Below are 14,057 nucleotides of genomic sequence, written 5' to 3' on the forward strand. Positions count from 1 at the left end.
GGATGGATGACCGCCGACACCATCAAAGGCGCCGACACCACGACGACGCGACCAGACGCATACTCCCAGCCCGTCGCCCCTCCAGGGGTGATCGTCGCGCCGGAAGGCGACGAGTCGATAGCGGCCGAGCCGATGCCGCTCACTGGCGCGCTGCCACCCAACACCGCGCTGCTACGGGTCGACGGCGGACCGATCGGCGAGGGCCGACCGTGCTTCCGGCTCACGTTCCAGTTCCGTGGCACCTCCCGGGAATCCCGCGACGTCGACGTCGCCCAGCAGGTCATACCGACCCTCAGCCTCACCGACATCACGCAAAGGGAGACCTGGCTCGACGACTACCGCCAGGTACGTGGCTGGTGGCGTGAAATGACCCGGTTACGGCAGTGGATGCAAGAACTGCTCACACCTAATCCGATCCGACTCATCGTATGGGACAACACGCCGTACCAGATCCCCTGGGAGCTGTACTACCTGCACGAGCCGCAAGACGAGGACCGGTCAACCTGGCTCGGCGCGAAGATCGAGATCACGAGATGGACCTCTCTGCTACAGGGACCGGACGCCTCCTATGACGCCGAGCGACGGACAGCGCGGGGCAGCATGCTGCTGCTCGAGATGCTCGAACCACACGCGAACCCTGACGGCGTCGCCGACCTCGCTGACCGCTTCGGCTACCGGACACTGCGCGACAGCGACACATGGCTACGCGAACTTGCCCGTGACGACCTGCGCTTCGCCCTCATGATGGTGCACTGCCACGGCGAAAACGCCACCGACGCCAACCAATTCACCATCGCCGGGCTGCCCCTGAACGAACTGCACCACCGCCCGATGCCAGCGCTGGCCGCCTCCCGTGCCGTCGTCGTCCTCAACGCCTGCAACACGGCCAAGGTCGTACCGGTCGGAGCCGATGTCCCACGGGCCACCCGCAGCTTCGCCGAAATGTTCCTGGACAAAGGCGCATCAGCGATCATCGCCACCGTAGGCGAGGTCGACCTGGACCAGACCCACGATTTCACGCGGCGCCTCGTCAACGGCGGAGGCCACGATCACCGCCTGTCAAGCATCCTACTGTCATGGCGGAAGTACCACGTCGACCGCGTCACGAGCCGCGCCCCCGACGACCCGGACCTGACCGGAAGGTTGAAAGACTTCTTCCACGCCTTCCTGTACGTCTATTTCGGACACCCGGACAGTATCCTGCAGATCATCCAGGATGAGGCCCAGTGAGCAGCACACCGGCCGTCGCCGTCCAGCCCGTCGTGAATTGGCCGCGTACCGCACAGGCAGGCAAACGTTACCTCGTGACCATCGACGCGGAAACCTCCGAGCCGATCGAATGGCCGTACGACCGCGAAGAGTTCATCATCGGCTGCGTCCTGGAGGGTGGTGACGCCTTCACCATCGAGGCTCTCGGCAGCACCAGCTTGGTACTGCACCGATTCGGCGGCACGTACGGCCCTGTCCGGTTCGTTGCACAGGCGGAGCGCAACCCCAACGCCGACGGCTCGGACATGCTGCGCTTGACACTGCTCACAGAGGGCGGGCTACCGCTTCCTCTGATTCCACTGCCGGTGCTGCCCGAGGGCACCAATGGTATCGATACGTCAACGGCATCTCTTCGGTGGTCAGCGCCGGCACAATCGACGCCGACGCCGACGATCCGAACCCGAGAAATGGACGCAACGGTACGGCAGGTAGCCAAGCGGACGGCATTGCTCATCGGCGTCAACAGCCACGGGTTGCATGGACCGGAAAATGATCTACCGACTATGGCACCGGCGTTGGCCGATTATGGTTTCGAGACAACAATGCTGTCCGGCGCCGACGCGACCCGCGCGCGCATCCTCACCGCCTACGAAAGGCTCATCGAGGAGGCCGGACCGGATGACGCCGTGTTCATCTTCTACAGCGGGCAAGGCGGCGCAACGACCATTCGCCGGCCCCCGGGGTCGGGCCGAACAGACGGCCTTTCACACCTCCACGTTCCCTTTATCACACCGGCCAACTACGACAATGTTGGAAGCTTCGAGGGTATCACGACGATCGAGATCGCCAGGCTGCTTACCCGACTAGCAGCGAAGACGCCGAACGTCGTCGCCGCGTACGACTGCAGCAACGGGGCCCATGCCCCGCATTTGGTGCCCGCCACATACCGCGCGGATCTTCAGGGACTTACACCCGTGCCCGATGCAGTCGAAAGACATGTTATCGCGCTCGGTGCAGCGGTACTTGAGCCTGTTGACCCCAACGTTGTACAACTACACGGATGCAGTCCGGGTGAGCACGGTTACGAAGCGCCAGACGGCAACGGCTCGATGACAGGCGTTTTTAGCCTAGCTCTGGCGCGTGCACTGAAAGAAGCCGTAGGCTTGCAGCTAAGCTGGAGCGCACTTGTTGATCATGTCCGCCGACTTATCAGAGCCAGGGGCACTGATCAGTGGCCGACTATTACCGGACCGGCCCAACGCCTGCTCTTCAGTGCGGCGGAGGCAGAGCAGGAAACTAGCCTGCCCGTGATCGTCGAGGACTCCAGCCAGCTACGGATCCTCGGCGCCCCACTACTCGGCGTCCGAACTGGCGACGAATTTGCCCTCATGCCACCCGGAGCGACCGGTCCAGATGCCGTGAACATGATCGGCGAGGCGATCGTCGAGCATGTGGCGGCCACCGATGCATGGGCCCGGTTGCGACTGCGAGAGTCAGTTACGGCCATTCCGATTGACGCGCGGGCCCATCGGGTCAAGGCAGCCGCACCGCTGTTACCCGTGCAGTTACCGCCATCAGGTAGCGACCACGACGAACTCATCGCGGCAGTAACAGCCAGTCCGCTACTGCGGCCAGCCTACATGGAGGCTTTTGAGTATGAAGTATGCGTCGACGAAGGCGGCACCGCAACTATCAATGACCGACTTGGACCACTTACCGACCCAATTCCGGCCACAGCATGGCGGACTGTTTTAACGCAACTAGAGCGACTTGCCCGAGCGGCAGCACTCCGATCATTCGCGGAAGACTCTCGTTCGACACTGGAGGACCTGCTCTACTTGAAGTGGGGCACAGTGGAAGACGGTCGCCTAATATCGCACCAACTCTCAGGAACATATCTTCATGTCGGACAATCTATATACCTTCAACTTTTCAACATGAGCGCGAAGACGCTCTTCGTTTCTGTAGTTGACATCGGCGTCGCGGCCACCATCACCCTTATAAATAAGCGAGCCCCCGCAGGTATCCGACTCGCCCCTGGCCAAGAGTACGTACTCGGGCAGAGCGAGAATGGCGATCTCGAGGGTTTGCGGCTAATCTGGCCAGATCATCTGAGTCCCTCACATGCCCGAACCGAGACGATCCTGATCCTCACCACATCCCGGCCCCAGGATGTTGCAGTGCTCGAACAGCAAGGCGTCCGATCGGTGTCAGGTGATGCCCGTTCAACTCTTTCGCAACGACTGACGCAACTGGTGCTTGGAGGATCCCGCGACGCAGCGCGCACCCGTGAGAGTGCGTCTCTATACTCTGTCCGCTCCATCGATTTCCTATTAGACCCACGTCCAGCAGCAAAGACTCACCGGCGGTCGAAGAACTCACTCCACTCTGCTCGTCATGTCGACAGTCAAGGCACAGTGAGGCAGCGGATCGGCCACGGGCGGCCATACACCGAGGGGCGCGCTGCGGCCTCAACAGCGTTCACCGAGTCCGTCGAGTACTACCGCCAACTCGCGGCTAAGAATCCAGGCATCTATCTATCTGACCTCGCGATGTCGTTGAACAACTGGTCGAACAGGTTGGCCGGGGTGGGTCGGTGGGAGGAGGGCCTGGCCGCGATCGAGGAGGCCATCACCATCTACCGCCGGCTGGCCGACGCCAACCCCACCGCCTACCTGCCCGACCTCGCCGGATCGTTGAACAACTGGTCGGTTGATCTGGGTGAGGTGGGTCGGCGGGAGGAGGGCCTGGCCGCGATCGAGGAAGCCATCACCATCTACCGCCGGCTGGCCGACGCCAACCCCACCGCCTACCTGCCCGACCTCGCCGGATCGTTGAACAACTGGTCGGTTGATCTGGGTGAGGTGGGTCGGCGGGAGGAGGGCCTGGCCGCGATCGAGGAAGCCATCACCATCTACCGCCGGCTGGCCGACGCCAACCCCACCGCCTACCTGCCCGACCTCGCGATGTCATTGAACAACTGGTCGAACAGGTTGGCCGGGGTGGGTCGGCGGGAGGAGGGCCTGGCCGCGATCGAGGAAGCCATCACCATCCGCCGCCGGCTGGCCGACGCCAACCCCACCGCCTACCTGCCCGACCTCGCGATGTCATTGAACAACTGGTCGGTGCGGTTGGCCGGGGTGGGTCGGCGGGAGGAGGGCCTGGCCGCGATCGAGGAAGCCATCACCATCCGCCGCCGGCTGGCCGACGCCAACCCCACCGCCTACCTGCCCGACCTCGCCGGATCGTTGAACAACTGGTCGGTTGATCTGGGTGAGGTGGGTCGGCGGGAGGAGGGCCTGGCCGCGATCGAGGAAGCCATCACCATCTACCGCCGGCTGGCCGACGCCAACCCCACCGCCTACCTGCCCGACCTCGCGATGTCATTGAACAACTGGTCGAACAGGTTGGCCGGGGTGGGTCGGCGGGAGGAGGGCCTGGCCGCGATCGAGGAGGCCATCACCATCTACCGCCGGCTGGCCGACGCCAACCCCACCGCCTACCTGCCCGACCTCGCCGGATCGTTGAACAACTGGTCGGTTGATCTGGGTGAGGTGGGTCGGCGGGAGGAGGGCCTGGCCGCGATCGAGGAAGCCATCACCATCCGCCGCCGGCTGGCCGACGCCAACCCCACCGCCTACCTGCCCGACCTCGCCGGATCGTTGAACAACTGGTCGGTTGATCTGGGTGAGGTGGGTCGGCGGGAGGAGGGCCTGGCCGCGATCGAGGAAGCCATCACCATCTACCGCCGGCTGGCCGACGCCAACCCCACCGCCTACCTGCCCGACCTCGCGATGTCATTGAACAATCGATCGCACGTACTCAGCGCACTTGGCAGGGATAGTGAGGCAGTAGCTGATTCTGAAATGGCGGAACGCCTAATACGGCAGCCGCCATTAGGGCTGTGACCAGGTAGGACGGGTCGGCAGGGGTGGTGCAACGCAGACGCAGCCGCCTGCTGATCATGTGTTTGTGACCCGAGTCTTATCAAATTAGTGCGCACCTGGGTGGGCGTGGATGGTCTTGAGGGCGTGGCGGAGGTCGTCGGGTAGGGGGTCGGCTGCGGTGAGGGTGTGGTCGCCGGCCTGGATGCGGATGGTGCGGTAGCGGCGGGCGGTCCGGACGAACTTCCTGATCGACCAGCCGGTGCGGTCCTCGATCCATCTGGCGACGGCCAGGGCGGCGAACACGATCGTCAGGTGCGCCTCGATGGACTCGCGTTTGTGGTGGTAGATCGGCCGGGCAGCGAGGTCGTGCTTGGACATCCGGAACGACTTCTCGATCTGGAACAGCCGGTGGTAGGCGTCGATCACGAACCCAGCGGTGACCGGTGCCCCGTCAGGGCTGGTCGTGAGGTTGGTGGCATAGCCTTTCAGCCCGGCCAGGGCGCGGGCCTTCGCCTCCAGGGTCCGGTTGACGGTCCTGGTCTCCCCGGCCAGGTGGATGAACCGGTTGCGTTTCACCGGGGCCTTGCCCGCCACCGCCTTGACGGCCTTCGCGACCTGCTCGTCGATGCCGCGCAGGGTGCGTCGGGCCCGGTCCGCCTTGTACTGGTAGTAGATGACCTGGTCGCGGCGTCGGTCGCCGGGGCCGGCGGGCCACGGCTGGCAGAACACGTGCCCGTCACCGATCTCCTGGCCGGGGTGCTCACGCCGCCACTCGGACACCACGTAGGGAACCTCGGCGATACGGGCGCCGAGGATGAACGACAACCCGGCGTCCTCGATCGCGCGCTGGTTCGCCGCCGAGATCATCCCCGCGTCGGCCACGACCGTGACATCGGGCAGCCGGTGCGCGTCCATGAACGACCGGATGGTCGGCACCATCGTCAACGTCTCGGCCTTGTTGCCCTCGAACGCCTCGACCATCAGCGGGAACCCGCCCGCGTCGGTCAGCAGCCCGATCGTGATCTGCGGTTCGAGGCGGCGTTCCTTGGAGAACCCGGACTCGCGGAACCCGTCACCGGTGTCGGTCTCGAAGTACAGGGTCGACACGTCGTACAGCACCAACGACGCCGGTCCCAGCCGGGCGTGCGCCGCGCACGCCGCCGACAGGCGTTGACGCCAGCCGGCCTTGGCGTACTGCGGCAGGCGGCGGTTCACCGTCGGATACGACACCGCGTCGACGCCGACCTCGTCCAGGACCCGCAGGCTGTCCTGCTTACTGGTCGGCTCGATGATCCGGGCCAGGACCAGCTGCCGGAACACCTCGTCACCGCCGGTCGCCTCGGCGAACCCGAGCTGGTCGTAGCCGCGGCACAACGCGTCCCACAGGTGCCCATCCGCGAACTCGTGATCTCCAACGGACCGCCCGCGTCCGAACTGTCGTCCAGCCCCAGGTCGAGCTCGCCCTGACCCGCCGCCAACCGCTGCCGCGCGACCGACTTCAACACCGCGAGCTGCGTCTCGTCGTGCGCCGACCCGATGTGCTCGATATCGCGTGACCCCCGCCGCGAGGAGTGCACGATCTGCACGGCCCTCGCACCCGAAGCCGTCTTCACAGTCCGGACGTACGGCGACACACCCGACAGCCTAGACGCCACGGTTTAGTGCACATCCACCACACCAAAACCCCAGGTCAGCGAACTACGGTCCGCCAAAACCCAGCCCCGTGATAAGAGTCAGGTCTGAAATGGCGGAACGCCTAATACGGCAGCCGCCATTAGGGCTGTGACCAGGTAGGACGGGTCGGCAGGGGTGGTGCAACGCAGACGCAGCCGCCTGCTGATCATGTGTTTGTGAGAACTACAAGATCGAAGGCTGCTGCTGCCAGGGTTGTACCTGCCGAAAATGTCATCCGGGCAGGTCAGACGGCATGTTCGTATTCGTGGAGGATGCCGCCGAGGCGGTCGCGTCGGTGGATGCTCAGGCGGGCGAGACGGTCCGGGTCGGTGATCGCTTCGGGTAGCGGTGCGAGTGGTCGGGCGTTGGCGATGCCCTGATGAGGGCGATGCTCGTTGTAGAAGACCTCGTACTCGCGGAGCGCGTGTAGCAGGTGCCGCTGGTTGAGGATCAGGGTCTGGTCGAGGAGTTCACGCCGGCAGGTCCGGACCCAGCGTTCCATCACCGCGTTCATCCTGGGTACCCGGACTCCGCTGATGACCATGTCGATACCGGCGTCGGCGAGGACGGTGTCGAACAGGACCAGGTACTTGCCGTCCCTGTCCCGGATCATGTAACTCACCTGGCAGCCGGCGTCTTCCAGGTCCATCACCAGGTTGCATGCAGTCTGGGTCACCCAACCTGCGGTCGGGTGCGCTGTCACGCCGAGGACTCGGATGCGGCGGGTGGCGTGCTCGATGATGGCCAAGACGTAGAGGCGGGTGCCGGTCAGGGTGGTCGTCTCGAAGAAGTCGGCGACGATGATGGCGTGGGCCTGGGAGCGTAGGAACGCCGCCCATATGCTGCTGGTGCGCTGAGGTGCCGGATCGACGCCCGCCTCTTTCAGGATCTCCCAGACGGTGGACGCGGCGACCTTGACGCCGAAGACGAGCAGTTCGCCGTGGATACGGCGGTATCCCCAAGTGCTGTTCTCCGAGGCCAGGCGCAGGACCAGCCGGCGGATCGACCGGACGGTTCGTGGCCGCCCGGCCTGGTGAGGCCGGGAACGGCGGGCGTACCGCCGGGCGATCAGGTACCGGTGCCAGCGCAACACGGTCTCCGGGCGCACCAGCAACCGCAGATGGTTGCGCAGGGTTCGCGGCAGCGGATGCAGCAGAGCCGCCAGCCACGCCCGATCCGCAGGGGTGAACCGGACCCGGTCGCCGTGCAGTTGCCGTTCGAGCACCATGATCTGGTGCCGCAGGGCGAGGATTTCGGCGTCCTTGTCGCGGTCGCTCATCGGCAGCAGCCGCAGCAGGGCCAGAGTGCTGGTCACGCCGAGGTAGGCCAGTCGAAACAGCACACCCCATCGTCGCGCAGCTCTCGACGTCGACCGCTGTCGCGATTCAGCCGCCTGAGTCCGCGCCGGAACCGACCACTCCAAGGCTTGCTGATCAACAAGCTGCGACCAGGAGGGATGAGGTTTTCGGCATCTACAGCGTCGATCGTCTTTGTCTGCCCGTTTCCCGCCGATGCGGTCAGGCCGCGTCGGCACGGCCCTCGCCGGTGTGCGCGGTGACAATGCGGCGGAGCACATCGAGGGCCTGCTCGGCCTCGTGCTGGCCGACCGGCGCGGTGCGGGTCGCCACGTACCCGGTCAGGGCGTCGCGGATGACGTCGGACCGGCGGGTAGCCGACTCTCCGGCGATGCGGTCGAGCTGCTCGACGAGCGCGACGGGCAGCCGGATGCTCACCAGCATCATCGGCGCCTCCGGTACGCCACCGGTCGCCGGCACCGCGGTCATCGACCTGATCACCGGCGCCAGGCTGTCGGTGTTCTGAAACCAGGTGATGACCTCGTCCTTGCTCATCCGGTCGAAATCCGGCTCACTCACAGGACCCGCCTCCTCCACTCGTCCAGGTCCGCGCCGCCCAAGGCACGAACCCCCATGATCTTGTACGTCCCCGTGCCACCGATCCGGTCACACAACACGGCGATCACCCGGCCACTGTCGGCCAACCCCATGACGATAAGCAGCAGGTCCCCGACCACCCGCTCATGACGCAGACCCGACGGGGCATACAACGCCTCGGTCGCCTCACCGACACCGACGTCGTTCCGACGAGCATTGGCCAGGCCCTCGTCGGTCCACACATACTCGCGTTCCCCCACCCACCGACCGTAACACATCGTAATACGCGCTGTCGGCCGGACAGGCGACGACGCCCCACTCGTGCGTGCGAGGAACACCCCCATACGACTACCACCCCTACCGATTCCCCCACCCGCATACCACCGGACCCGGCGAGACACGGTCAACCGCCCCGCGACACCCCGCCGAGAGGACCGTCGCCGCGCACCTGCCCAACAGTCACAAGGAAGACCGGGAAGGACGACCCCGATGAGGCGGCAAGGGTGGGCGCAGTCCCGGCGGTCGAACCAGACATCGGCCACCAGCGGCGAACGCGGTGCTCCATGGGTGCTCGAACGTCGGGGAACCGGCACGGACGCACAGGGATCCAGCCGGAGCTCGCGGCTTCCCCGATCCGCCGAGTTCGTTCACGCATGTCGATGGCGAGGCCCCGCATGGCCGGGACCTGGGCGGACACACCAAGATCGGGCCGGACTGAACTGGTTGCCGTCGGACCATTTCAGGGCTAGAGTCGAAATAGGATAGCCTTGATTGTCTGCTTTGGACCAAGGATCAGAAGGTTAGGGGTTCGAGTCCCTTCGGGCGCGCGAGATCAACAGGGGTCTGACCTGCCGAAACGGCAGTCAGGCCCTTCTTGCTGTCCGGCCGGTGTGGGTGCCACCCGGGGGTCATCACACTCCGTGACATCGCGTTCCGCTGTGGGGTGTTGACCTGCGGCTTCTCCTGCTTCGCGGGTGCCTGTTGGACCGGAGTACCTGTTGCGGGTCGGGGTTGACGGCGGTTACGCCGGCCCTTGTCGCGCATCTTGGCGCGGGTGCGGCGTGCGGCCGAGAGGACGAGGCGGGCGGTGGCGTCGGCACTTCGTCTCTGGGCGTAGGGCAGGACGCTGGTGTAGGTGTCGGCGGTGACCAGGATACTGGAGTGGCCTGTTTTCCCGCCGTGACCTGGCGTTTTGAAGATCGTGTCAGGCTGCTCGGCGGCGCTCGTTGTTGATCACCATGTGGTCGGTGCCATCGTCGCGGAGGCTGCGTCCCCAGCGCTCGATGGAGCAGTTGGCCTGCGGGGTCGGGGGCGGGGACCGACGACTACGGGAAGAGGTGGCGGTGGATGGGGTGGAGGCGGAACGTCCCACCGCGGTACGGGGAACGGTGACTGGCCGAGCGAGTACCGGCCGCCGCGGTGCGCAGCACTGCGGCGAGGTGGTAGTCCGGGTGTACCCCGTCCTCGCTCAGGGTCGACGTGACAGTCAGGTCGAGCACGTCGCCCGCTTCGACAACATGCTCCGAGTCGAACAGCGGAAAGTAGATGCACGCCCAGTTGCTCGCTACCCGCAGCGCGTCCAGTGGCTCCCCGTCGGGCAGGCCCCAGAGCCGCAGCCAGGTCAGCACCCCGTCCACCATGCCCGGTCGTTCGATGGTGAGGCGGACCGACCGCCGCTGCTCCAGCGGCAGGTGGCCGTTGAGGTCGAGCACTTCCACGACCTGACCGTCGGCGAGCAACGCGTCGCGGGCCGGGTGCTTGATGCGCAGGCGTACATCGAACGGGGCTCCGTGCCACTCGAAGATGGTCCTCAGGTAGCCGAGCGATTCCGCCGCGAAAGCCACGCGCCCGCCAGCGAAGAGCCGCCGGAAGGCAACCGGCGCGGCGAGTGTGACGCACCGGGCCGGCACGACCACAGCCTCCGCGGTGAGGTGCCGGCGCCGGGCATCGGTGAGCACCGCGGCGACACCCTCGGCCCCGGCCAGCGATCCGATGATCTCGGCGACGCAGACTTCCGCCTTCGGGGAGATGTCGAGCTCGGTGGAGACCCCACGCAGCAGAGTGATCCGCTCGCTGAGGCCCGGCTCCGCCAGCCACGCCCCAGCCCGCTGGAACGACTCCTCCATCGCTTCCATCGCGAAGACCTGGCGCGCGCCGTAGCGCACGCTCTCCCGCGCCCAGAGCAGGTCCGCGCCGGTGCCGATGTCGAGCACCACCCGGCCGGCGGCCAACCGGGCCAGCGCGGCACGGAACCGCTGGTTGCGCTCCTCGTCCTCGGTCATCCGCGCATACGACACCGCGTCGTAGCACGGGTACTCGCCGATACTGGGGCCGAGGGTGGGGACGCCGGGTGCCGTGGGATGTGCCGGGTCCACCAGGACCCGCACGGTCGACCCGGCCACCACCATTTCGACGGAGGTGGTCATCGTGCTCCTCGATCAGGCCGGACGCGGCCGCTCAGTCCAGGTAGTTCTCCGGCCCGCCGGCGCGGACGGTGTCCAGCGTGACGCAGTGGAAGCCGCCGCCGAGCGCCCGGGCGTGGCGCAGCCGGTGCGGCAGCACGGTGATGCCGCGATCCTCCAACGCGCGGATCAGATCCGGCTGGTCGGCGTCGACGATCGCGTGCTCCTCGTCCACCATCAGCAGGTTCATGCTGATCCACTGTTCGCTCAACGTGGGTTGCCAGATCGCGGGCTGGCGCAGCGGCGGACACCACAGCACGTCCCAGCCGCGCAGCGGTTCCGGAACCGCGTCCGGCTTGATCCGGCCCGGGTTGAGCAGCACCAAACCGGGACGCAGGAAGGATATGGTGCTGTCGATGTGGGTGTAGCCGTAGATTCCGCGCAGCGGATGGATCCGGATGTCCCCGAGCAGCCGAACGGTGGATTCCAGCCAGCGCAGCCCGAGCTCGTTGCCGCTGCGGGACACCTGGTAGAACAGGTCCCGCCCGACACGGAGCACGTTGGCGGCGTCGAAAACCGGCTCGGCCTCCCCCAGGTCGGGCAGGCCGTCCGCGTCGACCAGGTACAACTCGTCGGGCAGCTGCGGCCGGGGCGCGGCCAGCCAGGTGGCGCCGCGCAGCAGGTAGTCCTGGAAGAGCGGACGCAGCCCGAACAGCTCGAAGTAGCGGGACCGCGTCGGGCTGGGGGTCTCGATGATGGTGGAACCGACGACCAGGGTGAGGTCTCGGGGGCAGTACGACTTGAATCCGGCGCTGCGCCAACGGGGGGTGGCGAACTCCACGCTGTGGTCAACGACTGCGGGCTGGTGCACGGTCACACCCAGCCCACGCAAGGTGGCAACGAACAGGGCCAGGTCCTCGTTCGTCTCCTCGACGATATGCGCCGGCACCTCACCCACCTCGAGTTTGCCCAGCTCCGCCCGGGTCAGTTTCGGGTAGCAGGTGAGCCACGCGGACGGGTCGTCCTGCTCGGGGATACGGATGTGCGTGGCGTGCCCGACGACGATCTCGCGGAGGGTGGTGAACTCGTCCCAGGAGCTGACCGCCGGTGGACCGGAACGGTCGGGGTTGGTGGACGGGGCTGGCCTGGTGACCATCTGGTCAGCGGTCACTGTCAGTATCCTGTTCTGTCGTCGATGCTGGATCCCTGAGTTGGCACCAGGAAACTGCGGTCGAAGGTGAGCACCACCTCGCCGGTGGCCTTGATCCCGGTGGTGCGGCAACTCACGATGCCCTCGCCTGGACGGCTGGTGGAGAGCCGCTTGCTGGTCACCTCGCTCTCGGCGTAGAGGGTGTCGCCGACGTAGACCGGGTGGGACAGGCGAATCCGGTCCCAGCCGAGGTTCGCGATCGCCCGGCCGCTCGTGCTGCGGGCGGTCATCCCGCCGATGATGCTCAGCGTCACCAGGCTGGAGACGAGGGGTTTGCCCCACCGGCCCTGGGCTGCGTACGCGCCGTCGATGTGCAGCGGTGACGCATTCATGCTCAACATGCTCATCAGCACGTTGTCCATCTCGGTCACGGTACGGCCGGGGCGATGCTCGAACACCGTGCCGACGACGATCTCGTCGTAGTAGAAGCCGACCTGTTCGCGGTACCGGTTCTCCCCCACCTTGCGATACCCGGTCGGATGGGGATGGTCAGCGATCGGCCTCCGTTCCTGTTCAAAGGGCATCGGTGAGCTCCCGCACATGGTCGACGAAGGTGGCCAGAACCTCCTGGTCGATGTCCGCACGGATCATGATCCGCAGCCCGGCCTGCCCCTGCGGCACGATCGGGAAGAACACGGCGGAGCTGTAGAAGCCCCGCCGGTACAACTCCGCGGAGAGCCGGACGGCCCGGTCGGCGTCGCCCACGGTGATCCGGCGTACCGGCAGACCGTTGCCCGCGTACGACGTCGGCAGAAGCTCGTCGAAGTACGCCACGTTCTCGTGCAGCCGGCGCTGCAACTCGCGCAGCTCGGATGAGCGGTGGATAGCGGCGCTCGCCAACGAGGCGCCCACCAGAGGCACGGCCATGTTCTGCGACCAGCCCACCGGCCCGGCGTGCCGGGTCAGAAAGCCGTACGTCTCGGGGTCGCCGAGCATGGCCACACCGCCGCCGGTGCCGAAGCCCTTGCCAAGGCTGGTGACGATGATGGTGAGCGGGTTCATCGTCAGCCGGGAGCGGACAAAACCCTCGCCCCGCTCGCCGACGATCGACAGCGAATGCGAATCGTCGATGAACAGGAACAGCCCGTACCGGTCCTGGAGGTCCAGGAGGCCGTCCAGGGCCGCGGTACCTCCCATCGAGTACGCGCCGTCGGCGACGTACGCCACGCTCGGATACCGCCGGCAGACGTCCTCCAGGTAGTCCAGGTCGTTGTGGCTGCAGGTGAGGACCATGCTCTCCTCGGCACAGATGGGCTTCACGTACGACATGCAGAAGTGGCAGAACCGGTCGAAGACCATCACCCGGGGGCCGCCCGGGGCAAGGTGCCCGGAGGCGACCAGGGGGAGAATGCCGGCGGTGAGGGCGCTGCACGAGCTGCCTGGAAGCACCTGGGCGCCAAACAGGTCGGTCAGTTCCTCCTCAAGACGGGCCAGCAACTGGTGCCGGATACGGGTAGTGGAGGTGACCAGCGAGGTTGCGCCGGCCTCGCGCAACGCCGCCACGGCGCCCTCGATCACCGCCGGGTGGTGATTGAGGCCCAGGTACCCGCAGGAACACATGTTGACGAACTCGTGGCCGATCTCCCGGTCGACGAGCCGGTTGTTCGCGTCGCCCGAGGGTACGTCGACTCTGATTCCGGTCAGGCCATGGTCGGCCGCTGCCTGCCACACCGGGTCGGCGGTCCGGATCATCTTCGCCGCGTTGCGGTACCGGTGCGGTCCGATGATGTCTTGTTCCTTGTCTGTGCTCGTCATCTCCCTCTCCCCTGCCGATGGGCCGGAC

The 14,057-nt window shown here is 66.3% G+C and carries 9 protein-coding genes and 1 pseudogene; 2 read left to right on the forward strand and 8 right to left on the reverse strand.

Annotation, left to right across the window (positions count from 1 at the left end; genetic code table 11):
• Positions 1-6: 6 nt before the first annotated feature.
• Together O7629_RS25125 and O7629_RS25130 are read left to right on the forward strand one after the other, a co-directional pair.
• Entirely contained in the window at positions 7-1,230 is a 1,224-nt protein-coding gene (locus tag O7629_RS25125; RefSeq protein WP_278172219.1) for a CHAT domain-containing protein, read from the forward strand.
• Positions 1,227-5,117: a tetratricopeptide repeat protein gene (locus O7629_RS25130; protein WP_278172220.1), complete on the forward strand. Its 3,891-nt coding sequence runs from the start codon at positions 1,227-1,229 to the stop codon at positions 5,115-5,117. Before O7629_RS25125 ends, O7629_RS25130 begins: the two co-directional genes overlap by 4 nt.
• Positions 5,118-5,201: 84 nt before the next feature.
• Here the strand turns inward: O7629_RS25130 and O7629_RS25135 are convergent.
• The 8 genes and pseudogenes from O7629_RS25135 to O7629_RS25170 all read right to left on the reverse strand — a co-directional run bounded on the left by O7629_RS25135 (position 5,202) and on the right by O7629_RS25170 (position 14,029).
• A pseudogene (locus tag O7629_RS25135) lies at positions 5,202-6,682 on the reverse strand (IS1634 family transposase).
• 332 nt (positions 6,683-7,014) lie between these two features.
• Complete coding sequence (locus O7629_RS25140) at positions 7,015-8,112, reverse strand: integrase core domain-containing protein (protein WP_278172221.1); 1,098 nt, start codon at positions 8,110-8,112, stop codon at positions 7,015-7,017.
• A gap of 175 nt (positions 8,113-8,287) precedes the next feature.
• A complete protein-coding gene (locus tag O7629_RS25145) occupies positions 8,288-8,644 on the reverse strand; it encodes a ribbon-helix-helix domain-containing protein (RefSeq protein WP_278172222.1) in 357 nt (118 codons plus the stop codon).
• Positions 8,641-8,922, reverse strand: a complete 282-nt coding sequence (locus O7629_RS25150) for a hypothetical protein (protein ID WP_278172223.1) — start codon at positions 8,920-8,922, stop codon at positions 8,641-8,643. The genes O7629_RS25145 and O7629_RS25150 overlap by 4 nt, the downstream gene beginning before the upstream one ends.
• Before the next feature lie 1,065 nt (positions 8,923-9,987).
• The gene (locus O7629_RS25155) at positions 9,988-11,088 is read right to left on the reverse strand and encodes a hypothetical protein (RefSeq protein WP_278172225.1); all 1,101 of its coding nucleotides are present in this window, start codon (positions 11,086-11,088) and stop codon (positions 9,988-9,990) included.
• 31 nt (positions 11,089-11,119) lie between these two features.
• Positions 11,120-12,235, reverse strand: a complete 1,116-nt coding sequence (locus tag O7629_RS25160) for a scyllo-inosamine-4-phosphate amidinotransferase (protein ID WP_278172227.1) — start codon at positions 12,233-12,235, stop codon at positions 11,120-11,122.
• Positions 12,236-12,237: 2 nt separating this feature from the next.
• Positions 12,238-12,798: a MaoC family dehydratase gene (locus tag O7629_RS25165; protein WP_278172228.1), complete on the reverse strand. Its 561-nt coding sequence runs from the start codon at positions 12,796-12,798 to the stop codon at positions 12,238-12,240.
• Positions 12,788-14,029: an aminotransferase class I/II-fold pyridoxal phosphate-dependent enzyme gene (locus tag O7629_RS25170; RefSeq protein ID WP_278172229.1), complete on the reverse strand. Its 1,242-nt coding sequence runs from the start codon at positions 14,027-14,029 to the stop codon at positions 12,788-12,790. Before O7629_RS25170 ends, O7629_RS25165 begins: the two co-directional genes overlap by 11 nt.
• Positions 14,030-14,057 lie beyond the last annotated feature (28 nt).

The organism is Solwaraspora sp. WMMD792, from assembly GCF_029626105.1.
Taxonomy (GTDB): Bacteria; Actinomycetota; Actinomycetes; order Mycobacteriales; family Micromonosporaceae; genus Micromonospora_E.